Here is a 22,636-nt window from a genome sequence, read left to right as displayed (position 1 = left end):
CGGGGGTCCTATCGGGAGACGACGCGCGAGCGCGAGGCGATCACGCGGGCGACGAGGTTGAGGGACATGACGAGCAGGACGAGGGTGAGCGCGCCGGCCCAGGCCCGGTCGATCGAGACCTGCAGGGAGTTTCCGGCCTGGGAGAAGATGAAGGTCGGCAGGGTGCCCTGCTGGCCGCTGAACGGGTTGACGTTGATCGAGTCGAAGTTCAGCGCGGTCAGCAGGATCGGTGCGGTCTCGCCGGCGACCCGGGCGACAGCCAGCATCACGCCGGTGATGATGCCCGCCATCGCGGTCGGCAGCACGATGCGCAGGATGGTCTTCCAGCGCGGGACGCCGAGGGCCAGCGCGGCCTCGCGCAGCGCGTCGGGGACGAGCTTGAGCATCTCCTCGGTCGCGCGCACCACCGTCGGCAGCATGAGGATCGCCAGCGACAGCGCGGCCGCGAAGCCGGAGAAGCCCTGGCCGAGCGCGAGCACCCAGAAGGCGTAGAGGAACAGCCCGGCGACGATCGACGGGACACCGGTCATGACGTCGGTGAAGAAGCGGATCAGCGAGGCGAGTCGACCCCGGCCGTACTCCACGACGTAGACGGCCGCGAGCAGTCCGAGCGGCACCGCCATGACGGTGGCGAGCGCGACCTGCTCCAACGTGCCGATGATCGCGTGGTAGACGCCACCGGTCGCGTCGCGCGGGCCGACGCCGGCCATCGAGTGGGTGAGGAAGTAGAGGTCGAAGCGCGCGAGGCCCTTCTGGATCACGAGGAACAGCACGCTGAACAGCGGCAGCAGCGCGATGAGGAACGACCCCGCGATGAGGGTGCCGGCGAAGCGGTCGACGGCCCGCCGCCGACCCTCGAGGACCGCGGACGCGGCGGTGACCAGCACGCAGTAGGCGAGCGCGGCGAAGGTCGCGAGGCCGAGCGCCCCGCCGCCCTGCACGGCGACCAGCGAGGCGCCGACCGCGAGCGAGACCGCGGCGAGCAGCCCCTGCGCGCTGCGCCCGATCGGGCGGCTGCGGCCACCGCCCTGCAGCGACCCGCGGGTGTCGGGCTCGAGCGTCGTCGTCGCCATCAGGTCACCTTCAGCTTGCGGGTCGAGCGGTAGACGATGCCGCGGGCGGCGAGGTTGACGACGAGCGTGATGACGAACAGCACCAGCCCGGAGGCGATGAGGGCGCCGCGGCCGACCTCGCCGTACTCGCTGAACTTGTTGGCGATGTTGGCTGCGATCGAGCCGCCGCCGGGGCCGAGGACCTTCACGCTGATGACCGGGTTGGACAGCAGCACGAGCGCGACCGCGATGGTCTCGCCGAGCGCCCGCCCGAGGCCGAGCATCACCGCGCTGGTGACGCCGGGGCGGGCGAAGGGCAGTACCGCCATCCGGATCATCTCCCAGCGGGTCGCGCCGAGGGCGAACGCCGCCTCGCGGTTGCCGCTCGGGACCTGCAGGAAGACCTCCCGCGACAGCGCGGCGATGATCGGCAGGATCATGATCGCGAGCACGACGCCGGCGAGGAACAGCGAGCGGCCGTAGACGCCGCCGGTGTCGCCGAAGAAGGGCAGGAAGCCCAGCGTGGAGTTGAGGAAGTCCGATGTCGGGATGATCTTGGAGTTGAGGTAGGCGAGGCCCCACAGGCCGTAGACGACGCTCGGCACGGCGGCGAGCAGGTCGACGAGGTAGCCGAGGAAGCCGGCGATGCGGCGGGGGGCGTACTGCGTGATGAACAGCGCGACGCCGATCGCCACCGGCACCGCGAGCAGCAGCGCGATGAGCGAGCTGACGACGGTGCCGTAGGCGAGCGCCGCGATCCCGAACACGACCTCCTGGCCGGGGCTCTCCGGCTCGGGCAGGAAGCGCTTCTCGGTGAGGAAGTTGACGGTGTTGCTCTGCAGCGACGGAACGGCCTCGCTGACCAGGAAGACCGTGATCGCGCCGATGATGACCAGCAGCGAGACGCCGGCCGTCGCGGACAGCCCGAGGAAGACGCGGTCGCCGCGGCGGGCGGTGCCGCCGCTGGTCGACGAGGGCGTGATCGGGTCGGGACCGGGGACGGTGCCCGGGGCAGGCATGCCCGTGGTGCCGGTGCTCATGGGATCAGTGTTCCCTCTCGGTCCCGGACGCGGCGCACGCCCCTCCCGGCGAGGGCCGGGGAGGGGCGTGCGACGGGTGCTGCTGGGTGCTAGGCGAGCGACGCGACGGCGGTCGTCACGGCGGTCGCGAGGTTCGACGGGAGCGGGGCGTAGTCGAGGCCCTCGGCCGCGGCCTGGCCCGTGGTGGCGCTGTAGGTGAGGAACTTCTTCAGCAGCTCGAGCTTGGCGGCGTCGGTGCCCTTCGAGCAGACGACGGCGTAGGTGACACCGGTCAGCGGGTAGGTGCCGGCACCGAGCGCGGCGTAGTCGAAGTCGAGGACGAGGTCGCCGGTCGGGACCGTGAGGGACTCGAGCGCCTTGGTGACGGTGGCCGCGCTGAGCTCGGCGTACTCGTTGCCGGCGTTCTTGACCGCGGCGACGCCGAGGGCGGCGCCCTTGGCGAAGGAGAGCTCGACGTAGGTCACGGCGCCCTCGACGCCGGTGACGGCCTGGGTGACACCGTCGGACTTCGCGGCGCCCTGGACGGCGGCGGGGAAGTCGACCTCCTTGCCGGAGCCGAGCGTCCAGTCCGCGCCGGCCGTTGCCTCGAGGAACTTCGTGAAGATGTCGGTGGTGCCGGAGGAGTCGCTGCGGCGGATCGCGGTGATCTTCGTGCTCGGCAGCGTGGCGCTGGGGTTGTCGGCCTTGACGGCGGCGTCGTCCCAGGTGGTGATGGTGCCCTGGAAGATGCCGGCGAGGGTCTTCGGCGACAGCTGGAGCGAGTCGACGCCCTGCAGCTTGTAGGCGATGGCGACGCCACCGGCCGTGACGGGCAGGTGCAGGGCGGGGGCGCCACCGCAGCGCTTCGTGGCGTCGGCCTGCTCGGTGTCCTTCAACGCGGCGTCGGAGCCGGCGAAGTCGACGGTGCCGGCGGTGAACTGCTTGATGCCGGTGCCGGAGCCGACGCCCTGGTAGTCGACCTTGGCGGTGCCGCACGCCGCGGCGTAGTCCTTGATCCACTGCGCGACGATGTTCTTGGCGAACGACGAGCCGGCGCCCTTGAGGTCGCCGCTGCCGCAGTCGATGGCGGCCGTGGACGACGAGCCGGTCGGGGTGGCGCCGGTCGTGGTCTGGGTGTCGCTGCCGCAGGCAGCGAGGGCGAGGGCGCCGGAGATGACGAGGCCAGCAGCCTTGCCGGACCGCGAGATCTTCACGGGGAGTCCTTCCTGGTGGGTGGTCCGCTCAACGGGCGGAGTCGACACCGACGGTAGGAAGGCGACATGGCCGTTCACCGGGATCACGGTGAACAGCAGGTGAACGCGGGTGGGACGTCTGGTGGCCCCACGGCAGGCTGAGCGTGGACGTCAGGTGAACTGGCTCACAGCACCCGCTGGAGCAGGTCGCGGACCCTCGCCTCGACGTCGTCGACGATCGCGCGGACCGTGTCGAGGTCCTGGCCCTTCGGGTCGGCGACCAACCAGTCCTCGTAGGTCTTCCCGGGGAAGACGGGACAGGTCTCGCCGCAGCCCATCGTGACGACGACGTCGGCCTGCTGGACCCCGTCGTGGGTCAGCAGCGTCGGGACGTGGCCGTGGGTGGTGAGGCCGCGCTCCTCGAGCACCAGGGCGACCGCCGGGTTGACGCCGTCGCCGGGCTGTGAGCCGGCACTGACCGCGGTGACCCTGTCCCCACCCAGGTGCTGGGCAAGGAGCTGCGCGGCCACGGAGCGGCCGCTGTTGTGGATGCAGGCGAACAGGATCGTGGTCACGAGCGGGCGTCCCGGGGGTAGAGGGCCATGACGGTGAGCAGGGCCAGCGTGCCACCGAGGAGCTGCATCACGACGAACGCGGGGACGCTGGCGGGCGCGATGCCGGCGAAGGTGTCGGACAGGGTTCGGCCGAGGGTGATGGCCGGGTTGGCGAAGCTCGTCGAGCTGGTGAACCAGTAGGCCGCGGTGATGTAGCCGCCGACGGCATAGGCGATGTGGGCGGCGTTGCGGCTGCGCAGGACGCCGAAGACGACGAGCACGAGGCCGAAGGTGGCGACGACCTCGCCGGTCAGCAGCCCTGCGGTGCTGCGGTCGGTCTCGCTGACGGCGACGGCCGGCAGCTCGAACATCACGTTGGCGACCACGACGCCGACCGCGCAACCGGCGACCTGCGCGGTGGCGAGGACCGTCGCGGTGCGGGTGGTGATCGCGCCGAGGGCCCGCTCGACGAGCGTCACGACCGGGTTGAGCGCCGCGCTGACCGGGCCGAGGGCCAAGATCAGCGCCACGAGGGCGGCGCCGGTGACGAGGGCGTTGACCAGCAGCTGCAGGCCGACGTCGTCGGTGAGCTGCGTGGCCGCGATGCCTGAGCCGACGACGGTGGCGGCGAGCAGCGCCGACCCGACCAGCTCGGCGAGCGCCTTCTGCGCCAGCGACGGGGGTACGACGGAAGGCTCCGTCGGTTGCGCCTCCCCCGAGCGCTCGGGCAGCTGGTCGCCGGGCGCCTGGGCGGCTCGGGCAGGTGCGGTGCGGGTGGCCATCAGCAGCACTCCGGGTCGATGACGCGGCACAGCGCGCCGAGGGCGTCGCGCTGCGGGAGGTAGTAGACGTTGAGGCCGCGGCGCTCGCTCGTGACGAGGCCGGCCGCGCGCATCGTCTTGAGGTGGTGGCTCACCGTGGGCTCGGACAGGCCGAGGGCGGGGGCGAGGTCGCAGGTGCAGACGCCGTCGGTGCCGCTCGCGAGCAGCAGGCTCATCAGCCGGACGCGTGCGGGGTCGGCGAGCGCCTTGAGTCGCACCGCGACCTGGGTCGCGGCGGCGGTGTCGAGGGCTCCGGCGGCCAGCGGGGCGCAGCTGACGGGGCGGGTCGCGTCGAGCAGCGGGAGGGCGCGGGGCACGTCGTACAGGGTGCGGCTCTTCTTCGACATCCGTCAAATCAGTCCGCGTTGATGCCCCCGTCCCACGCGCCGATCCCCACCCCTCCTGTGCGCCGGTGTCGGCGCTACGGGGGCGGGTAGGGCCGACAGCCGCGTACAAGCGGGGGTGTGGGGGCGGGCGGGCTGGCGGGTGCGACGGCGGGGGTCAGGTCGTGCCGAGGGCGGTGCGCAGCGACTCGAGGGCGGCGGGGACGGCGGCGTACCAGACGTTGACGCCGCGCTTCTCCGAGGTCACGAGGCCGGCCTCGCGCAGGATCTTGAGGTGGTGGCTGACCGTCGGCTGGCTCTTGCCGAGCGGCTCGACGAGGTCGCAGGCGCAGACGCAGCCGCCGGGCGCGGTGGCGAGCAGCGACAGCAGCCGCAGTCGCACCGGGTCGCCGAGCGCGGCGAAGCGCCGGGCCAGCTCGGGGGCCTGGACGACCGACAGCGCGGCCGTGCGCAGCGGGGCGCAGCAGGCCTGCACGTCGGGCTGGTCGAGGACGGGGAGCTCGCGGGGCATGCCGTCCATGACATCGACTCTCATGAGTATTGACAAGTCTCGATAGAACTGCCACTGTTCCCGCATCGACAGACGTCGATGCCTTCCAGACAGGAGACCCGGGATGTCCCGCGTGCAGCTCGCCCTCAACGTCGACGACCTCGACGCCGCCGTCGCCTTCTACAGCGCCCTGCTCAAGACCGAGCCGGCGAAGCGCAAGCCCGGCTACGCCAACTTCGCGGTCAGCGAGCCGCCGCTCAAGCTCGTCCTGCTCGAGAACCCCGGCCAGGGCGGCACCCTCAATCACCTCGGCGTCGAGGTGGCGACCTCCGACGAGGTCCTCGGCGAGATCGCCCGCCTCGGTGATGCCGGGCTCGTCGAGGCGACCGAAATCGGGCAGACCTGTTGCTTCGCGACGCAGGACAAGGTCTGGGCGACCGCGCCCGACGGCGAGCGCTGGGAGGTCTACACGGTCCTCGCCGACACCGACGCGTTCGGCGAGAGCCCCCGCACTGCCGCGGACGAGACCGCCTGCTGCGGCTCCCAGGAACCCGCCGCCGCCTGCTGCTGATCTGACCCCACACCTACCGAACGGAGCACCGCCATGAACGACCTCACGACAGCCCTCGCCGGTCAGCACGTCCGCGCACTGCGGGCCCGGGCCTGCCTCGACCGCCTCCAGCAGCTCGCCGACTGCTGCCGTCCGTCCGTGCTGCGACGCACGGCCTCGGCCGTGGTGCAGTGGCTGCGCAAGGGCCAGCTCGGCCCCGGCTACGTCTGCTGCTAGACGTCCTGGGGAGCCCACGAGAAGACCGACGGGCTGCGCGGGTCGACCGTCAGGCGCAGCCACGACGATGCGGTGTCGCCGAAGGTCTCCAGCCGGGTGAGGTTGGAGACTCCGGCGTACGTCGGCTCCTGCTCGTAGCGGTGCTCGTCGCCGTGCACCAGCAGGACCGGGCGTCCGAAGGCGAGGGCCCGCTCGACGATGCGGGCGCGGACCTCGGTCATCCCGTCACCGACCGGTTCGGCCTGCATCATCAGCAGGACCCCCGCGGAGTCCTCACGCACGGCGCTGTCGAACGCCTCGTCGATCCAGGCGAGGGCCGCCGCCCGCCGCGACTCGAACTCCGCGAGCCGCTCCGCGGGCCGGTCGCCCCCGACCAGACCCGACCACGGGTCGAGGCCGTTGCTGCTCCCCACGACGTGCACGGACGCGACGACCACACGGCTGCGGGTGAAGCGGGTGTTCTCGACGTACGCCGAGAAGCGTGGGTCAGTGGCCTGCGTGGTCACCGTCATCGTGCGTCGGCCCAGCGTTTGGCCGGCCTCGGGGTAGAAGACCGAACGCACCGCCGCGAGCCGCTCCGTCGGGAGGTAGCGGCCGGCGGCGGGGCGGTGGCAGTCGGTCCACTCGTTGTCGCCGGGCGTGTAGACGAACGGGTCGGCGAAGGTGCCGTAGAGCTGCGCGAGGTCGGCGAAGCGCTCGTCGGAGCAGGTCGACGAACCGTTCTTGATGTCGCCGGCGTGCAGGACCATCCGCACCTGCGGGTCGGCGTTGATGTCGTCGACCAGTGCCGGGAAGGCCGCGCGCTGCGCGTCGCCGTAGGGCGTGTCTGCGATGAGCGCGATCTCGAGCGGTGCGGCCGAGCGGTTGTCGGGCGCGCCGGCCTCCGCGGGGGCTGAGGTGAGCGAGACGACGACGGTGCTGACGGCGGCGGTGAACAGCGGGAGCAGCAGGCGGGGCACGGCGGTCCTCCGGGGACGCGGGCTGACGGGTCGCCCCGACCCTGGCGAGCCCATACGTCGCGTACGCCGATCGCAGGTGAACGACCTGCGGCGGACCGGTGACGGTCAGACCGCCACCACGGCGATACCGGGCTCCCCCCGGATGAGCGCCTTGATGTCGCCGGGATCACTGGTCACGATCACGACGGGCTTCTCGCAGGTCCTCGCCGCCGCGACCACCAGGGCGTCGATCGTGCGGCCGCCGAGAGACGCGCGGTCCATGAGGCGGGCGGCGTCGCGGTAGTGGTCCGCGGTGAGCTCGACGAGGGACAGCCGGCTCACGGCGTGCTCGCGGGCCCGCCGACCGCTGCCGTGCAGCGTCTCGGCCAGCACGGTCCAGGGGGCGGCAACCCGGGCGCTGTGGGCGGCCGCAGCCGCGAGGTACCTCCGCACGGTGAGGTGGCGGGTTGCTACGGCAGAGACGCCCTCCGCGTCGAGGAGCAGCGTCCGGAAGGGGGTGCCCTGCCTCACTGCGCACCGTGGTCGGTGACGACCCCCGCCTCCGCGAGGGCGGCCTCCAGGCGGGCGTCCGCGATCGCATCGGCCTCGGGGTCGGAGGGGCCGAACTCCGCGATCAGCTCCAGCAGGTCGTCGCGCTCGAGCTGTCGGCGGACCGCCTCCGTGACGTAGGCCGAGAACTCGCGACTGGCGACCCGCTGGTCGACGCGCACGAGCACCGACTGGGGCATCGACACGGTGCGCCGACCGAAGCGCTCGTCGGCGGAGGTCTCGCTGCTCGCCTCGGACATCGCCACCTCCAGAGTATGACTGGAAGTGTGACACGCCGACGGGGCTGCCGGCGAGCCCCTGTGGACACCGGTCAGCCGCGGCTGAAGCTCACGTCGGTGCCGTAGCGGGTGAAGCCGAGCCGTTCGTAGACCCTGATCGCGTTGGTGTTGCCCTCGTCGACGTAGAGCATCGCCTCGGGCAGCCCGCGCTGCTGCAGGTGGTGCAGCCCGACGAGGGTCAGCACCGGCCCGAGGCCGCGGCCCTGCTCCGACGGGTCGACACCGACGACGTAGACCTCACCGAGCTCACCGTGGGCATGACCGTGCTCCTCGACCGACGCCCCGTGCACCTTGGTCCAGTGGAACCCCACCAGCCGGTCGCCGCGGCAGGCCAGGAAGAAGCCGGCCGGGTCGAACCAGCCCTCCTTCTCCCGCAGCAGCACGTCCTTCACGGTCCACGACCCCTGGTCCGGGTGGTCGGCGAACGCCCGCGCGTTGACCTCCACCCAGGCCGCCTCGTCGCGACCGACGACGAAGGGCCGCAGCTCCAGCCCCTCGGGCAGGTCGTACGACGGAAGGGCGTCCGACAGCGGGCGCCGCAGCTGCCACAGCGCCCGTGACCGCTCGAAGCCGAGCGAGCCCGCGAGGGCGCGAGCCCCCGGGTGCTCGCCGTGGGCCCACAGCCGCAGCCGGCCGTCGGGCGACTCGGCGAGCAGCGCGTCGACGAGCCGCCGACCGACGCCGTGGCGGCGGGCCGACGGGTGCACGGCGAGCTCGCCGCTCGAGCCGGAGACCGCGTCGGTGACGTCGAGGTGGGCGTAGCCGAGCAGGCCGCTGGCGTCCTCGACGAGCAGGTGGCGGACGTCGTCGTCGCCGCCGACCGGCAGGTGCAGCAGCACGTGGTCCGACAGCGGCGGGTGGCCGTCCTCGGAGGTCACGGCGTCGACGAGCGCACGGACCGCGGCGACCTCGTCGGTGGACAGCCGGCGCACGACGCGGGGGGCCGGGCCGTGGTCGGGGGTCACGCGACGAACGCTACCCATCGGGGCGCACCGCGCCGCGCGACCCCGACTGTTCACCCGGCAGACACGGGCCGGTCGGACGCGGGCCGTTGGCCGGTCGTCGCCGGCCCGCACCCTCGCAAGGCAACCAGTCGGGCCTGCCCAGGGGCGGCCCGTTCACACCAGCTCGGGGGGAGTGCCAGTGACGGCCGCGCTCGACGTGCCCGCGTCGCCGGACGTCCCGCGCACCCTGGAGTCGCGGGCCCACGGGGCCGACCGGGTCTTCCTCGGGATCCTCAAGGGCAGCGGGGCGACGGTCCTCGCGATCATGACGCTGGTCGGGCTGTTCCTCGCCTACCGCGCGAGCACCGCACTGGACGAGGCCGGCTTCTCGTTCCTCACCACCAGCGCCTGGGAGCCGGACAGCGGGACCTTCGGCATCGCTGCCGTCATCACGGGCACCGCCCTCATCGCCGTGGTGGCCGTGACCTTCGCACTGCCGCTGGCGCTCGGGACCGCGCTGTACCTGTCGGAGTACGCCCCCGTCGGCCTGCGGCGGACCCTGATCAGCCTCGTGGACCTGATGGCCGCCGTGCCGAGCGTCGTCTACGGGCTCTGGGGCTTCTTCTTCCTGCAGGGCCACGTGCTCGGCCTCTCCCGCTGGCTCGCGACCTACGTCGGGTGGTTCCCGCCGTTCCGGGTCGACGGCGCCGACCCGAGCGACCCGCTGTCGTCGGCGACGGTCCTCACGAGCTCGACCTTCATCGCCGGCATGGTCGTCGCGCTGATGATCACGCCGATTGCCTGCTCCGTCATGCGCGAGGTCTTCAGCCAGGCACCTGCCGGTGAGCGCGAGGGCGCCTACGCCCTTGGCGCCACCAAGTGGGGCATGGTCCGCGCGGTCGTCCTGCCCTTCGGTATGGGCGGCATCATCGGCGGCACGATGCTCGGCCTCGGCCGCGCGATGGGCGAGACCATCGCGGTCTTCATGATCATCTCGCCGGTGTTCGTGATCCAGCCGCACATCCTGCAGAACGGCAGCAACTCCGTCAGCGCCCTCATCGCGCTGCGCTTCGGAGAAGCCACACCGATCGGCCTGTCCGCGCTGATGGCGGCCGGGCTCGCGCTGTTCCTCATCACCCTCGTCATCAACTTCGCCGCGGCCACGGTCGTCGCGAGGTCCCGCTCCGGCGCATCGAGCGACGCATGACGCTGCTCGCCAGCCCGCCCGCGACGACGGCGCAGCCGCAGGAGCGCTCGCCGGAGGTCCGCCGCCGCACCGGCGGGGTCCGGGCCACTGAGGTCTACGCCGTCCTCGGTGCGGCTGTCGGATCCGTCGCGACCACCGCGGTCGCCTTCGACTTCCTCGCGCCCCTGTCCGGCCCGCTCGGCTTCGTCGTCATGGCCTACGCGCTGTTCCTCGGGATCTACGCGCTGCTGGTCGGCATGGACGAGGGCTCGCTCGCCGTGAAGGACCGGGTCGCCCAGGTCGCGGCGCACAGCCTCGCCGCGACGCTGTTCGGCTGCCTGGTCCTCGTCGCCGGCTTCACGGTCTACAAGGGCCGCACCGCGATCACGCACCTCAACCTCGTCACCGAGGACCTCGCCAACGCCGGCTCGCTCAGCCCGATCGACGTCGGCGGCGTGCTGCACGCGATCCTCGGCACCCTGATCATGATCTCCATCGCGCTGGCGATCGTGATCCCGCTCGGCATCGCCTGCGCGGTCTACCTCAACGAGGTCCCGGGCAAGGCGAGCCGCCTGGTCCGCACCGTCGTCGAGGCGATGACCGCGCTGCCGTCCATCGTCTGCGGGCTGTTCGTCCTGGCGACGCTCATCCAGGCCCTGGGCGTCCCCAAGAGCGGCTTCGCTGCGGCCATGGCCATCAGCGTCATGATGCTGCCGATCATCATCCGCGCCTCCGACGTCGTGCTGCGCCTCGTGCCCGGCTCGCTGAAGGAGGCCTCGCTCGCCCTCGGCGCCGGCCGCTGGCGCACCGCGTGGCACGTGACCCTGCCGACCTCGCGCAGCGGTCTGGCCACCGCTGTCATCCTCGGCACCGCGCGCGGCATCGGCGAGACCAGCCCGGTGCTGCTCACCGCCGGCTACACCGCCTACACCAACACCAACCCGTTCAGCGGCCCGATGGTGTCTCTGCCGCTGGCCGTCTTCGAGCTCGTCAAGTCGCCGCAGCCGGTGCAGATCGCCCGCGGCTTCGGGGCCGCCCTCGTCCTGCTCGTGCTGGTGCTCGGGCTGTTCGTGCTGGCCCGCACCCTCGGCGGCAGGCCGGCGGGCCAGCTGAGCAAGGCCCAGTCCCGTCGCCGCGCCCGCCAGTCCGCGAGCGACGCCGAGCGCTTGGCCGCCCGACCGTCCGCCGCAGCCTCCCTCGCGCCGCACCGGACCGTCGTCCTGCCGAACGTCATGCCGAGACGTGTCCCGCCGCAGGACGGCCCGCCGCACCCGAGCCCCCCGTCGTACTCCTGATGACCCCCGTGAAGGACCGCCTCGTGCCCCGCCTCCTGACCCGCCTCCTGGCCCTTGCCGTGGTGGCCGCCCCGCTGCTCGTCGCCGCGCCCGTGCAGGCCGAGAGCTACGTCCCGACCAGCGGCGCCGGCTCGACGTGGAGCGCCAACGCGATCGACCAGTGGCGCCGCAACGTCAACCAGTACGGCCTGAAGGTCAACTACGCGAGCACCGGGTCGTCGGACGGCCGCAACCAGTTCAAGAACGGCACGGTCGACTTCGGCGTCAGCGAGATCGCCTACGGCATCAAGGACGGCGACACCGTCGACGAGCCGCCGACCCGCGCCTTCGCCTACATGCCGATCGTCGCCGGCGGCACCGCGTTCATGTACAACCTCAAGATCGGTGGCAAGCGGGTCACCGACCTGCGGCTGTCGGGCTCGAGCATCGCCGGCATCTTCACCGGCACCATCACGCAGTGGAACGACCCGAAGATCAAGGCCGACAACCCGGGTCTCGTCCTGCCGGCCCGTCGCATCGTCCCGGTGGTGCGCTCTGACGGGTCGGGCACGACCGCGCAGCTGACCTCGTGGATGGCCGACCGGCACCAGCAGACCTGGGACGCCTGGTGCGGTCTCGTGGGTCGCCCGGTCCCTTGCGGCACGACGTCGAACTACCCCGTCAAGGACGGCCGCGGCTTCGTCGCCCTGGCCGGCTCGCTCAACGTCTCGGGCTACGTCGCGCAGGACCAGAGCGAGGGCGCGATCACCTACGTCGAGTACAGCTACGCGCTGAACCTGCGCTTCCCGTCGGCCAAGGTCCTCAACGACGGCGGCTACTACGTCGAGCCTACGGCGAGCAACGTCGCAGTCGCGCTGCTCAAGGCGAAGGTCGACGAGAATCCGTCGAGCAAGACCTACCTCACCCCGGACCTGCGCGGCGTCTACCGCAACACCGACCCGCGGTCCTACCAGCTGTCCAGCTACAGCTACATGATCGTGCCGACCGCGCTGTCGGACTCGTTCAACAACGAGAAGGGCAAGTCACTCGGCGCCTTCGCCTACTACTTCCTGTGCCAGGGCCAGCAGGAGGCCGAGGACCTCGGCTACTCCCCGCTGCCCATCAACCTCGTGGAGGCCGGCCTCAAGCAGGTCCGTCGCATCCCCGGCGTTGCCGCGCAGGACACCGACATCAAGAAGTGCAACAACCCGACCTTCTCCGCGACCGGCGAGAACACGCTCGCCAAGAACGCGCCGCAGCCACAGGCCTGCGACAAGCAGGGCGCCTCGCAGTGCGTCGGCACCCGCGCCGCGGGTGGCACGACGACAACCGGCACCACCGGTGGCGCGGCTGCTCAGGGGACCACAGGTGGCAGTGCCGCAGGGACCACCGGAGGTACGACGACCTCGGGCACCACCGGATCCGGTGTCGCGGGAGCGCCCGTCCTGCCGGGCGCGGTGAGCGGCGTGGCCGGCCCGGGCACCGTCACGGTCGACCCCGACACCGGCGCGGTCATCACCGACGGCGCCGTCGACGCCAACGGTCAGCAGATCGCCGCGATCCCGGTGTCGATCGGTGCCGGTGGCGTCGGCTCCGGCACAGCCCTGGTGCTGCTGGCCATCGCCGTGCTGCTCGCCGTCACGATCCTGCCGCCTCTGCTCGACGGCCGGCTGAAGCGGGACCTCACATGACCAGGTCCCCGCGGGCCCTCGCGGCCGTTGCGCTGCTCGCCGTCGTCGCGGCCCTCCCGATCGCGACGACGACCGGCCCTGCGACCGCTGCCGAGACCACCGCGTCCGCGGTCACCAAGTCCGGCGCCGGAGACTTCGCCGGGCTGTCGGTCACCGTCAGCCAGACGAAGAACCTCATCAACCAGGTCGTCGAGGTGTCGTGGAAGGGCGGCGCCCCGACCGAGCCCGCGACGGGCAACCTCGCCGTCAACTTTCTGCAGGTCTTCCAGTGCTGGGGCGACGCGGCCGACGGCCCCCGGCGCGAGCAGTGCCAGTTCGGCGGCTTCGCCGGTGACACCCGCGGCGGGCAGAACGTCACCTCCCGGCAGACCAACCAGGGTGGCGTCGTCGACCCGCGCGAGACCTACGTGACGACGGGGAGCGGCAACGCCTTCGTGCCGTTCGAGGCGGTGTCCGGCAAGGTCGCGACAGGCGCCCGCAACGAGTTCTTCGACCAGAGCACCACCAACGAGATCCCGCTGGCGCGCACCCGCCCGGACGGCAGCGGCCTGGAGTACGTCGAGGTGCAGACCGCCCGCGAGGCCGCGGGCCTCGGCTGCGGCGAGCCGCTCACCGTGGGCGGTGCGACCGTGGGGCGGTCGTGCTGGCTCGTCGTCGTCCCCCGCGGCAACAAGGAGGTCGACGGATCGACCCGCACGACCTCGGCCATCAACCAGCTCGAGAGCTCGGCGCTGTCGGCGACCAACTGGGCGCAGCGTCTCACCTTCCCGCTGCAGTTCGAGCCGCTCGGCCTGTCCTGCCCGCTCGGCGCGTCCGAGCGGCGCACCGTCGGCAACGAGCCGGTCGTCGAGGCGATCAGCCGCTGGCAGCCGACGCTGTGCGCCGGTGGCGAGCGGGTCTTCGGCTTCAGCCAGGTCCCCGAGGCCACCGGCCGCCGGGTCCTCGCGGGCGACGACCCGGGAGTCGTCTTCGTCGGTCGTGAGGTCGAGGCCGAGGAGCTCGCCGGTCGGGCTCCTGCCTACGCCCCGGTGACGCTGTCCGGGATGGGCGTGGCCTTCAACATCGACAGCCTGGCGCGATCCGACGCCCCGACCGAGGTGCAGCTGCGCGACGCGACCCGCATCGGGGAGCTGCAGCTGACCCCGCGCCTCGTCGCGAAGCTCATCACCCAGTCCTACCGGCTTGCCGTCGACTTCCAGGCCGACAGCGTCAAGGGCAACCCGCTCGACATGACCCGCGACCCGGAGTTCCAGGCCCTCAACCCGGGCTTCGCGCTGCTGACCTACCCCGCCATCGCGGAGGTTCTGCTGCCGACCGGACTGACCGACGACGCCCGACACGTCTGGGAGTGGCTGCGCACGGACGCCGAGGCCAGGGCGTTCCTGGCCGGGGCACCGGACCCGAGCGGGATGACGGTCAACCCGAACTACAAGGGGATCTCGCTGCCCCAGGACGGCTTCCCGAAGGCCGACCCCTACTGCCGTGAGTTCACGACCGACCAGCCGGACCTGTGCACGCTGGACGCGCACCCCTACGCCGCCGACCTGCACGACGCCGCCCGGTCCGCCGCCCGCGGTGACACCCTCGCCCGCACCGACTACCAGCCGCTCGCGATCCCGCCGGGCTACAAGAAGAACACCCCGCAGCCGGTCGGCGGCCGCTACGCCCTGGCTCTCACCGACACGGCGAGCGCCGCGCGCTACGGCATCCCGATGGCCAAGCTGCGCAACGCCTCCGGTGAGTTCGTCGCCCCGACGACCGCGTCGATGCTCGCGGCAGCAGCCACCCTGCCGGCACCCACGACCGCCGCGGCGCCGCAGGTGGCGACCGACGTGAAGGCGGCAGCGGCGTACCCCCTGTCCTTCCTCACCTACGCCGCCACTGTGCCGAGCGCACTCGATGCGCAGGCGCGCGCGGACTACGCGGTCCTGCTGCGCTACGCCGTCGAGGGTGGCCAGCAGCCGGGGGACGCACCGGGCCAGCTGCCCCGCGGCTACGCACCACTGCCGGCGTCGCTGCGGTCCACGACGCTCGCCCTCGCCACCTTGCTCGAGAAGCCGGTCGTGGCCGCGCCTACGTCCGCACCGACCGCAACCCCTGCGACCGTCGCGACCTCCGCGCCCGTGACCCCCGTCGTGTCCGGCGGCGGCGTCAGCGGGCCTGCGCCCGTCGTGCCGGTGACGGTCCCGCCCGTCGTCCCCGCGCCGCTGCCGGTCCCGCAGACGGCCCCCACTGCTGCCCCGGTCGCGCCCGTGCCCGCCACCCTCGCGGCCGCGCGGCCCCTGCCCGTCGGCGTCGCCGACCAGTACTCCCTCCTGCTCGCCACGTTCCTCGGTGCTCTCGCGGTCCTTACCGGACCGATGCTGCGCCGCCGCTCCCGCTAGCCGTCCGACCCTGCTCGTCCACTACCGCACCTCCACCACCTCGAAAGGGAACCCCCTGTGAAGACTCGCGCTCGCGTGGCCGTCGCCGCCCTGTGCACCCTTATCGCTGCCGCCGCCCTGGGCACCAGCGCCGCGCTGGCCGACCCGGCCGGCACGCCCACCTTCCGCAATCTCGCGGGTGTCGGGTCCGACACGACCGAGGAGGTTGTGCAGGGGCTGTCCGACGTCGTGCTCATCGACGGCGTCAAGCAGATCGCCTCCTACAACGCGACCGGCTCGGCGCAGATCACGACGAAGGACCCGGGCACGACGCCGGGCTGCACCATCAACCGCCCCAACGGCTCGAGCGCCGGCCGTGACGCACTGCTCGCCTCGCTGCAGGCCAACAGCGGTGCCGGCAACGGGTGCCTGGACTTCGCGCGCTCGTCGTCGAGCCGCGGCACCTTCACCTCGACGCCGTCGATGACCTGGGTGCCCTTCGCGGTCGAGGGCCTCAGCTACGCCGTGACGACGACGTCCAGCGTCCCGCGCAAGCTCACCAAGGCGCAGCTCGTCAGCATCTACAAGTGCGAGATCACCGGCCCCGCCGGCGCGCCCTTCAAGCCGGTGCTGCCGCAGGCCGGCTCGGGCACCCGCAGCTCGTGGCTGAGCTACATCTACGGCACCGCCAGCCCGAACCTCGCGCTCTACCCCTGCCTGGTCGACACGGGTGCGCAGGAGCACGACGGGCGCATCCTCGACGACAGCTCGCTTGTGCCCTTCTCGAGCGCCCAGTGGATCGCGCAGGCCTCCGGCACGATCCAGGAGAAGCGCGGCCGGTCGACCCTCGGCCAGATCGACGGCACGACGGCGATCGCCACCAACACCAGCTTCGCCAACGTACGGACGGTCAACAACATCATCCCGACCTCGAAGATCGGGACCGCGCCGTGGGACACCGTCTTCGTCGGCCCGTCGTCGCAGGTGTGCACCAACGTGGCCACGATCCTGCAGTACGGCCTCGCCGTCTCGCCGAGCTGCGGCAGCACCTCCAGCCAGTCCTGACCCGGTCCGTCGGGCGGTGCGCGCTGCCCCGCCCGGCGGCTCGGTCACCTTTTCGGGAGACCTCATGACCACAGCACGGGCGTACGCCGGAGCAGCTCTGCTCGCAGGCGTCCTCTGCGCTGTCCCCGCGCCGGTCTCGGCCGCCGCCTCGTCGGTCACGGCCGTCCCCCAGCTCGGGACGCTGTTCGTCGACCCGCCCACAGGGGCCGACGACACCCCGCTCGACCTGCTCACCAGCGGTGGCTGCCCGGCCCCGGCGACCAACGTCGTCGCCCGGGCCTTCGGCAACGGCTTCCCCGCCGGTGGGCAGATCGTGGTCGGCAACACCGACGCGGGCGTCCGCCGAGGGAGCGCGTTCTCCGTCGTACCCGGTGACACCCTGCGTGCCTTTGCGGCGCTGCAGCCCACCCCGGGCGTGCTGTCCGGCAGCTACCGCGTCGTCGTCTCCTGCCAGGAGGCGCTCGGCTCGGTCAGCCTCGGCGACTACGTCGGGACGCTCGTCTTCTCGAGCCCGCGCAGCTACACCGCCCGCAACCCCGCCGTCCGGCCGGTGCCCGCGCCGGCCGATGCCGCGCCCCTGCCGACCGGTGCTCCGGGCGCTGCCCAGGTGCCGGGTGCGGCAGACGGCACCGCCGCGGCCGCGCCAGGTGCCGTACCCGGTTCCGGCGCGGACACCGCCGCTGCCGCTGCAGGCGGGACACCCACCACCAAGGCGTCCGCCACTGCCTCCGCCTCGGTCGGCGACGACGGCTCGCTGCTGCCCCTCGCGGCAGCGGGACTCGGAGGCTTCGGCCTCGCCGGTGTCCTGCTCGGTGCCTCGCGGCTGCGCCGACGGCTCAGCCGGCACCCGCGACCCCGGACCGCCGTGACCTGACCCGCTCGTCGCACCACGCAACGACACCCCCCACCAGACCACCAGCACCACCACACACCAGGAGATGAAGTGGCAGGAAAGACCACCCGCCGGTACGCCGCGGCAGGCGCCGCAGCAACCGTCGCGGCCACGGGCCTCGTCGCCCTGCTCGGCTCGAGCTCGTCCAGCGCCGCGGTCGTCGGCTCGCTGACCGTGACCCCGACCTCCGGCGCGGACAGCACCCCGCTGTCGGTCAACACCTCGGCCGGCTGCCCGTCCGGCGGCACCAACGTCGTCGTGCGCGTCCTCGGCAGCGGCTTCCCCACCACCGGCCAGGTCGTCGTCGGCAACACAGACGCCGGCGTCTCGAACTCCGCGCCGTTCTCGGTCGCGCTGTCCGACACCCTCAAGGCCTTCGCCGCCCAGCAGAGCCCGCCCGCGACCCTGTCGGGCACCTACACGCTGAGCCTGAAGTGCCAGGACGTCTTCGGCACCGCCGACTTCGGTGACTTCACCGGGCAGATCACCTTCACCAGCCCGACCACCTTCGTCTCGGGCGCCGCCCCGACGACGGCCCCGCCGACCACGGCTCCGCCCACGACTGCCCCGCCGACCACGGCCCCGCCGACCACGGCTCCGCCCACGACAGCCCCGCCGACGACGCGGCCCCCGACCACCGCGCCTCCCACGACCGCGCCGGTCCCCGTGGCCCCCGGGTTCGCGCTGCGGATCAGCCCGGAGTACCTCCGCGTCAAGGCCGGCACGACCGTCGTCCTGTCGACCCGCCTCGTCCGCAGCGACATGTCGCACGTGCCCGGCAAGGCGGTCGGCTTCTTCACCCGCACCCGCGGGGGCAGCACCTTCGCCCTGTCGCGCCGCACCGTGACCGACGACGACGGACTGTCCTACGGCTTCTTCCGCGTCGCCGACGACTTCCGCTGGTACACGAACTACAACGTCAGCTCGACGACGGTGGGCGCCCGCAGCACGGGTGGACTCGTGCAGATCGTCCGCTAGCGCACGCGACACGCATGCCCCTGACGCCTGCCCCGCCGACGGACCCCTTCGGCGGGGCAGGCCCAGGACCACCTGCCCTACCCGTCCGCACCTCACCCACCCCGGAGGCCCCATGAGCACCGCCGCGATCCGGGACCTCCGTGCCGTACCCCCGCTGCCCGAGACCCCGAGCACCGTCGAGGCACCTGCCCCCGTCCCGACCCGCCGCCCCGCGGCGTCGGTCGCGGGCACCAGCCTCACCCTGATCGGCCTGCTGCTGCTGGCCTTCGTGGCGCACGTCGCCGTCATCGGTGGGCTGGTCCACCAGCGCGACCAGGCCACGGCGTACGACGACCTCCGGCTCGCGCTGGCCAACGGCACCGCCCCGGTCGGACCGACCGACGTCGACGGCGCAGCGCTCGCCCTCGGTGCTCCGGTCGCGCTGCTCGACGTGCCCGAGCTCGGTCTGCGCGAGGTCGTCCTCGAGGGCACCACCTCGGGCGTCACCCAGAGCGGAGTCGGTCACCGCCGCGACACCCCGCTGCCGGGGCAGGTCGGCACCAGCGTGCTGGTCGGTCGCAAAGCCGGCTTCGGCGGGCCGTTCCGGTCGCTCACCTCGCTGTCCGTCGACGACCTCATCACCGTGACGACGGGCCAGGGCGAGCAGCGCTTCGAGGTCACCTCGATCCGCCGCTCCGGCCAGCCGGCGCCGGTCGTGCCCGCAGGTACGGCCGGGCTCACTCTCGTCACGGCCCTCGGCTCGCCCTTCGCACCCAGCGGGCTCGTCCTCGTCGACGCCGTCGCGATCACGCCCGTGCAGCCGCGCCCGGCCTCGGGCTTCGCACCCGGAGCGCTGCCGGTCGCCGAGCGCGCCCTCGAGGGGGAGCCTGCTGCGGCGTACCCGCTCGTGCTCTGGTGCCAAGCCCTGCTGCTCGCCGCGCTGGGCTACACCTGGGCGCGGGTGCGCTGGGGCCGTCGGCAGGCGTGGCTCGTCGGCGTGCCCGTCCTCATCATCCTGTCGCTCGTCGTGGCTGACACCGGCTCGCGCCTGCTCCCCAACGTCCTGTGACCGCACCCGAGGAGACCCCCGTGCTCGACACCACCGCTGATCGGCGACCGGCCGCTGCACCTCGGCCGCTGGCGATGCCCGGCCTCGAGGCCCGCAACGTCTCTGCGTGGTTCGGTGAGCGCAAGGTTCTCGACCGGGTCTCGCTGCACATGCCGCGCCATCAGGTCACGGCGCTGATCGGCCCGTCGGGCTGCGGGAAGTCGACCTTCCTGCGGACGCTGAACCGCATGCACGAGCTGATCCCCGGCGCGTCGCTGGCCGGTGAGGTCCTGCTCGACGGTGACGACCTCTACGACGTGGAGCGCCGGCTCACCGACGCGCGTCGTCAGGTGGGGATGGTCTTCCAGAAGCCCAACCCGTTCCCCGCGATGTCCATCTACGACAACGTCGTCGCGGGCCTCCAGCTCACGGGGACGCGCGCGTCGGGGTCGGAGAAGGACGACCTCGTCGAGGAGTGCCTCGTCAAGGCCGGCCTGTGGCGCGAGGTGTCCGACCGGCTCCGCTCGCCGGGTGGCGCGCTGTCCGGAGGGCAGCAGCAGCGGCTCTGCATCGCGCGGGCGCTGGCGGTCCGGCCGCAGGTGCTGCTCATGGACGAGCCGTGCTCCGCCCTCGACCCGACGTCGACCCGCGTCATCGAGGAGACGATGGGCGAGCTCGCCCGCGACGTCACCATCGTCATCGTCACCCACAACATGCAGCAGGCGGCGCGCGTCTCCGACATCTGCGCGTTCTTCCTCGCCGAGCAGGGCGCCCCCGGTGTGATCGTCGAGCACGGGCCGACGCAGCAGGTCTTCGGTGAGCCCAACGACCCGCGCACCGAGGACTACGTCAACGGCCGCTTCGGCTGACCCTGCCCTGCCCTGTCGCCTGCAGCGTCCGCCCACCCGGGACCGCCCGTGCCGGACTCGAGCAGACGCCGTGGCTGGTGGCTAGTGGGCGGTCACGGGCTGACGGGCCAGCAGGGCGGCGGGTTCGTCGGTGATGACGGCAGTGGCGCCGGTCCGCTCGAGCAGCTCGGCGTCGACCGGGCGGTTGACCGTCCAGGCCCGCAGGGCCAGTCGCGCCTCGCGGGCCTCGGCCATGACGTGCGGCTGCAGCAGCACTGCCTTCAGCTCGGCGTGCAGGGCGTCGCAGCCCAGGCCGATGGCCCACGCGACGGAGCGGCTGAGGTCCTCGCCGTCGATGAGGGCCAGCGAGCGCGAGGGCTCGCGCCGGCCGACCTCGAGCAGCACCTGCGGGTCGAACGACGACACGACCACATCGTCGTCGGCGATCCCGTCGATGCCGTGCAGGACACCGCGCGCGAGCGAGGAGGTCCGCCGGTCGGGCTTGACGTCGACGACGAGCCGACCGCGACCGGCGACAGCGACGGCGACCTCGCGCAGCGTCGGGATGACGTGCCCGCCGGGGAGCAGCAGTCGGCGCAGCTGTGCGAAGCATGTGCGCTCGACGATGACGGCCAGGCCGGCGACCCGGCGCAGGTCGCTGTCGTGCAGGCACACCGCGACGCGGTCGGCAGTCAGCCGGACGTCGACCTCGACGCCGTGCGCGCCGGCGGCGAGCGCCGCCTCGACGGAGACGAGGGTGTTCTCAGGGGTGGTGGGGGACGGGTAGCCGCGGTGTCCGAGGACCTCCATGCCGCTGACGGTCCGCTCCCACCACGGCCAGCCGGCGCCCTCGACACGACTCCCAGGTGAACGTCACCGCACGACTCCCCCCGCCCCCACCCCCTTCCACGGCCCGCTTGTGCGCCCGGGTCGGCGCTACGAGGCCCCGTAGCGCCGAGAGCGGCGTACATGCGGGGGGTTGGGGGTGCCGGGTGGGCCGGGTCAGCGGGTGGGGCGGATGCGCTTGGTGCGGAAGGGGCCGCGGACCTCGAAGGTGACGCCGGCCGCGGTGGTCCCCGGGCCGCGCTGTGACGAGAAGTACATCCGCGAGCCGTCCGGGCTGAAGGCGGGGCCGGTGATCTCCGACGCGTCGTGGCCCATCAGCCGCACGACCGGGGTGACGACCTGGTCGGGCGTGATGAGGACGACCTCGAGGTCGCCGCCGTCCTCACCGATGAAGATGTCGCCCGAGCGCGACACCACGATGTTGTCCACCCCGGTCAGGGGCGCCGACGCGCCGAGCGCGGCTGCGTCGTACAGCTTCGTGAGCTTCTGCGCCTTCACGTCGAGGTCCCACACGACGTTGTCGCCCTTGGTCGTGAAGTAGACGTGGTCGGCGTCGAACCACACGCCCTCGCCGCCGTTGAAGGCGGTCGACCCGGCGGGTCGGGTCAGCGGTGACTGCGGCAGCTGCGGCAGCAGCACCGGAACCCAGGTGACGGAGCCGTCCGCGGCCACCGCAAGAGCCTCGAGCGCCCCGGCGGACAGGTCCGGGTAGGACGTCGGGGTGAAGCGGTAGAAGCGCCCGTCGCCCATGTCCTCGGTGAGGTAGAGCGCCTTGCGGCCGTGGTCGAAGGCGACCGCCTCGTGGCTGAAGCGGCCGAGCGCCGGCCGCACGACGCCCTGGCCCGGCTTGGTGACGTCGCACTCCCAGACCTGCCCGGTCGGGGTCTCCTCGCACGACAGCCAGGTGCCCCAGGGGGTCGGGCCACCGGCGCAGTTGTTGGCCGTGTCGGCGAGGATCCGGTAGGCGTCGACGACCTCGCCGCGCTTGTCGAAGCGCAGCGCGCCCGCGCCACCGCCGGACGCCGCCGTGGTCTCGGCGTTGGACGTGTAGACCCAGCCGCCGTCCTTCTGCGGGAACACCGCACCGCCGTCAGGCGCGCTGTGCCAGGCGTAGCCGCTCTTCCCGACTGGCTTCCCGCTCGTCGCGAGGATGCGGCTCGAGAAGCCCTTCGGCAGCATCACGCCGTTGCGGTCGGCCTTGAGCAGAGGGCCGTAGGGCCCCTTGCCGGGCTTGGCCGGCGCGCCGTAGGCGTTGTTCCAGAACGACGGGCCGAGGGCGGTGACGCCGACGGCGAGGGCAGAGCTGCGCAGGAAGTCGCGGCGGTCCATGGGATCTCCAGGGCTGGGTCAGGAGGGGCGGTACGACGGAAGGGCCGGTCGGCTCAGGTCGCGGAGGGGGTGCGGGCGTGGCGGGTGGCGAGCGCGCCCGCGGCGAGGGCGGCCGCACCGACGGCCGCCGCGGTGGTGGCGGCGGTG

The 22,636-nt window shown here is 72.7% G+C and carries 24 protein-coding genes; 11 read left to right on the top strand and 13 right to left on the bottom strand.

Annotated features, from left to right (window positions below; all coding sequences use genetic code 11):
• Nucleotides 1–8: 8 nt before the first annotated feature.
• The 7 genes from pstA (Q8R60_12665) to Q8R60_12635 form a co-directional block, all read right to left on the bottom strand.
• Nucleotides 9–1,073 (bottom strand): phosphate ABC transporter permease PstA, encoded by a 1,065-nt coding sequence (pstA, locus tag Q8R60_12665; protein MDP3713323.1) that lies wholly within the window; start codon nt 1,071–1,073, stop codon nt 9–11.
• On the bottom strand, nt 1,073–2,092 hold the full coding sequence (gene pstC / locus Q8R60_12660; protein MDP3713322.1) for a phosphate ABC transporter permease subunit PstC: 1,020 nt from the start codon (nt 2,090–2,092) through the stop codon (nt 1,073–1,075). Before pstC (Q8R60_12660) ends, pstA (Q8R60_12665) begins: the two co-directional genes overlap by 1 nt.
• Nucleotides 2,093–2,181: 89 nt before the next feature.
• Nucleotides 2,182–3,285 (bottom strand): phosphate ABC transporter substrate-binding protein PstS, encoded by a 1,104-nt coding sequence (pstS, locus tag Q8R60_12655; GenBank protein ID MDP3713321.1) that lies wholly within the window; start codon nt 3,283–3,285, stop codon nt 2,182–2,184.
• Nucleotides 3,286–3,449: 164 nt separating this feature from the next.
• A complete protein-coding gene (locus Q8R60_12650; protein MDP3713320.1) occupies nt 3,450–3,839 on the bottom strand; it encodes a heat-shock protein HtpX in 390 nt (129 codons plus the stop codon).
• The gene (locus Q8R60_12645) at nt 3,836–4,600 is read right to left on the bottom strand and encodes an aquaporin (GenBank protein ID MDP3713319.1); all 765 of its coding nucleotides are present in this window, start codon (nt 4,598–4,600) and stop codon (nt 3,836–3,838) included. Before Q8R60_12645 ends, Q8R60_12650 begins: the two co-directional genes overlap by 4 nt.
• The gene (locus tag Q8R60_12640) at nt 4,600–4,956 is read right to left on the bottom strand and encodes an Rv2640c family ArsR-like transcriptional regulator (GenBank protein ID MDP3713318.1); all 357 of its coding nucleotides are present in this window, start codon (nt 4,954–4,956) and stop codon (nt 4,600–4,602) included. The genes Q8R60_12645 and Q8R60_12640 overlap by 1 nt, the downstream gene beginning before the upstream one ends.
• 184 nt (nt 4,957–5,140) lie before the next feature.
• Nucleotides 5,141–5,494 (bottom strand): metalloregulator ArsR/SmtB family transcription factor, encoded by a 354-nt coding sequence (locus Q8R60_12635; GenBank protein MDP3713317.1) that lies wholly within the window; start codon nt 5,492–5,494, stop codon nt 5,141–5,143.
• Nucleotides 5,495–5,597: 103 nt separating this feature from the next.
• Here Q8R60_12635 and Q8R60_12630 point away from each other — a divergent pair, with 103 nt between their 5' ends.
• Together Q8R60_12630 and Q8R60_12625 are read left to right on the top strand one after the other, a co-directional pair.
• Nucleotides 5,598–6,044: an ArsI/CadI family heavy metal resistance metalloenzyme gene (locus Q8R60_12630; protein ID MDP3713316.1), complete on the top strand. Its 447-nt coding sequence runs from the start codon at nt 5,598–5,600 to the stop codon at nt 6,042–6,044.
• Nucleotides 6,045–6,077: 33 nt separating this feature from the next.
• A complete protein-coding gene (locus Q8R60_12625; GenBank protein ID MDP3713315.1) occupies nt 6,078–6,260 on the top strand; it encodes a hypothetical protein in 183 nt (60 codons plus the stop codon).
• Here Q8R60_12625 and Q8R60_12620 read toward each other — a convergent pair.
• From Q8R60_12620 to mshD, 4 genes are all read right to left on the bottom strand, one after another.
• Entirely contained in the window at nt 6,257–7,219 is a 963-nt protein-coding gene (locus tag Q8R60_12620) for a metallophosphoesterase (GenBank protein MDP3713314.1), read from the bottom strand. The genes Q8R60_12625 and Q8R60_12620 overlap by 4 nt on opposite strands.
• Before the next feature lie 105 nt (nt 7,220–7,324).
• Nucleotides 7,325–7,729 (bottom strand): hypothetical protein, encoded by a 405-nt coding sequence (locus tag Q8R60_12615; GenBank protein ID MDP3713313.1) that lies wholly within the window; start codon nt 7,727–7,729, stop codon nt 7,325–7,327.
• A complete protein-coding gene (locus Q8R60_12610; protein MDP3713312.1) occupies nt 7,726–8,013 on the bottom strand; it encodes a hypothetical protein in 288 nt (95 codons plus the stop codon). Before Q8R60_12610 ends, Q8R60_12615 begins: the two co-directional genes overlap by 4 nt.
• 65 nt (nt 8,014–8,078) lie before the next feature.
• Nucleotides 8,079–9,011, bottom strand: a complete 933-nt coding sequence (gene mshD, locus Q8R60_12605) for a mycothiol synthase (protein MDP3713311.1) — start codon at nt 9,009–9,011, stop codon at nt 8,079–8,081.
• A 178-nt stretch (nt 9,012–9,189) separates the two neighbouring features.
• Between mshD and pstC (Q8R60_12600) the strand changes: the two genes are divergently transcribed.
• The 9 genes from pstC (Q8R60_12600) to Q8R60_12560 all read left to right on the top strand — a co-directional run bounded on the left by pstC (Q8R60_12600) (nt 9,190) and on the right by Q8R60_12560 (nt 20,335).
• A complete protein-coding gene (gene pstC, locus Q8R60_12600) occupies nt 9,190–10,197 on the top strand; it encodes a phosphate ABC transporter permease subunit PstC (GenBank protein ID MDP3713310.1) in 1,008 nt (335 codons plus the stop codon).
• Nucleotides 10,194–11,471 carry a phosphate ABC transporter permease PstA gene (pstA, locus tag Q8R60_12595; protein MDP3713309.1) on the top strand — a complete coding sequence of 426 codons (1,278 nt, stop codon included), beginning with the start codon at nt 10,194–10,196 and terminating at the stop codon, nt 11,469–11,471. Before pstC (Q8R60_12600) ends, pstA (Q8R60_12595) begins: the two co-directional genes overlap by 4 nt.
• Nucleotides 11,472–11,494: 23 nt before the next feature.
• The gene (locus tag Q8R60_12590; protein MDP3713308.1) at nt 11,495–13,141 is read left to right on the top strand and encodes a phosphate ABC transporter substrate-binding protein PstS; all 1,647 of its coding nucleotides are present in this window, start codon (nt 11,495–11,497) and stop codon (nt 13,139–13,141) included.
• A complete protein-coding gene (locus tag Q8R60_12585) occupies nt 13,138–15,525 on the top strand; it encodes a hypothetical protein (protein MDP3713307.1) in 2,388 nt (795 codons plus the stop codon). The genes Q8R60_12590 and Q8R60_12585 overlap by 4 nt, the downstream gene beginning before the upstream one ends.
• A gap of 57 nt (nt 15,526–15,582) precedes the next feature.
• The gene (locus Q8R60_12580; protein MDP3713306.1) at nt 15,583–16,569 is read left to right on the top strand and encodes a substrate-binding domain-containing protein; all 987 of its coding nucleotides are present in this window, start codon (nt 15,583–15,585) and stop codon (nt 16,567–16,569) included.
• A 64-nt stretch (nt 16,570–16,633) separates the two neighbouring features.
• Nucleotides 16,634–17,443 (top strand): hypothetical protein, encoded by an 810-nt coding sequence (locus tag Q8R60_12575; protein MDP3713305.1) that lies wholly within the window; start codon nt 16,634–16,636, stop codon nt 17,441–17,443.
• 69 nt (nt 17,444–17,512) lie between these two features.
• Nucleotides 17,513–18,439 (top strand): hypothetical protein, encoded by a 927-nt coding sequence (locus Q8R60_12570; protein MDP3713304.1) that lies wholly within the window; start codon nt 17,513–17,515, stop codon nt 18,437–18,439.
• 112 nt (nt 18,440–18,551) lie between these two features.
• Nucleotides 18,552–19,487: a sortase gene (locus Q8R60_12565; GenBank protein MDP3713303.1), complete on the top strand. Its 936-nt coding sequence runs from the start codon at nt 18,552–18,554 to the stop codon at nt 19,485–19,487.
• Between the two features lie 74 nt (nt 19,488–19,561).
• Nucleotides 19,562–20,335: a phosphate ABC transporter ATP-binding protein gene (locus Q8R60_12560; protein ID MDP3713302.1), complete on the top strand. Its 774-nt coding sequence runs from the start codon at nt 19,562–19,564 to the stop codon at nt 20,333–20,335.
• 81 nt (nt 20,336–20,416) lie between these two features.
• Here the strand turns inward: Q8R60_12560 and Q8R60_12555 are convergent, their stop codons facing one another.
• On the bottom strand, nt 20,417–21,124 hold the full coding sequence (locus Q8R60_12555; protein MDP3713301.1) for a glycerophosphodiester phosphodiesterase: 708 nt from the start codon (nt 21,122–21,124) through the stop codon (nt 20,417–20,419).
• 192 nt (nt 21,125–21,316) lie between these two features.
• Complete coding sequence (locus tag Q8R60_12550) at nt 21,317–22,489, bottom strand: DUF839 domain-containing protein (GenBank protein ID MDP3713300.1); 1,173 nt, start codon at nt 22,487–22,489, stop codon at nt 21,317–21,319.
• Nucleotides 22,490–22,636: the final 147 nt, after the last annotated feature.

This window comes from Mycobacteriales bacterium, from assembly GCA_030697205.1.
Lineage (GTDB): Bacteria > Actinomycetota > Actinomycetes > Mycobacteriales > SCTD01 > JAUYQP01.
The sequence above is the reverse complement of the archived record's forward strand: the minus strand, read 5'-3'. Positions and strand labels throughout refer to the sequence as shown.

Coding starts and splice junctions, on each gene's coding strand:
- Q8R60_12575 (MDP3713305.1), top strand. CDS start 16,634: ATGACCACAGCACGGGCGTACGCCGGAGCAGCTCTGCTCGCAGGCGTC.
- Q8R60_12585 (MDP3713307.1), top strand. CDS start 13,138: ATGACCAGGTCCCCGCGGGCCCTCGCGGCCGTTGCGCTGCTCGCCGTC.
- Q8R60_12565 (MDP3713303.1), top strand. CDS start 18,552: ATGAGCACCGCCGCGATCCGGGACCTCCGTGCCGTACCCCCGCTGCCC.
- Q8R60_12550 (MDP3713300.1), bottom strand. CDS start 22,489: ATGGACCGCCGCGACTTCCTGCGCAGCTCTGCCCTCGCCGTCGGCGTC.
- Q8R60_12635 (MDP3713317.1), bottom strand. CDS start 5,494: ATGCCCCGCGAGCTCCCCGTCCTCGACCAGCCCGACGTGCAGGCCTGC.
- pstA (MDP3713309.1), top strand. CDS start 10,194: ATGACGCTGCTCGCCAGCCCGCCCGCGACGACGGCGCAGCCGCAGGAG.
- Q8R60_12625 (MDP3713315.1), top strand. CDS start 6,078: ATGAACGACCTCACGACAGCCCTCGCCGGTCAGCACGTCCGCGCACTG.
- pstC (MDP3713322.1), bottom strand. CDS start 2,092: ATGAGCACCGGCACCACGGGCATGCCTGCCCCGGGCACCGTCCCCGGT.
- Q8R60_12555 (MDP3713301.1), bottom strand. CDS start 21,124: ATGGAGGTCCTCGGACACCGCGGCTACCCGTCCCCCACCACCCCTGAG.
- Q8R60_12630 (MDP3713316.1), top strand. CDS start 5,598: ATGTCCCGCGTGCAGCTCGCCCTCAACGTCGACGACCTCGACGCCGCC.
- Q8R60_12560 (MDP3713302.1), top strand. CDS start 19,562: ATGCCCGGCCTCGAGGCCCGCAACGTCTCTGCGTGGTTCGGTGAGCGC.
- pstA (MDP3713323.1), bottom strand. CDS start 1,073: ATGGCGACGACGACGCTCGAGCCCGACACCCGCGGGTCGCTGCAGGGC.
- Q8R60_12645 (MDP3713319.1), bottom strand. CDS start 4,600: ATGGCCACCCGCACCGCACCTGCCCGAGCCGCCCAGGCGCCCGGCGAC.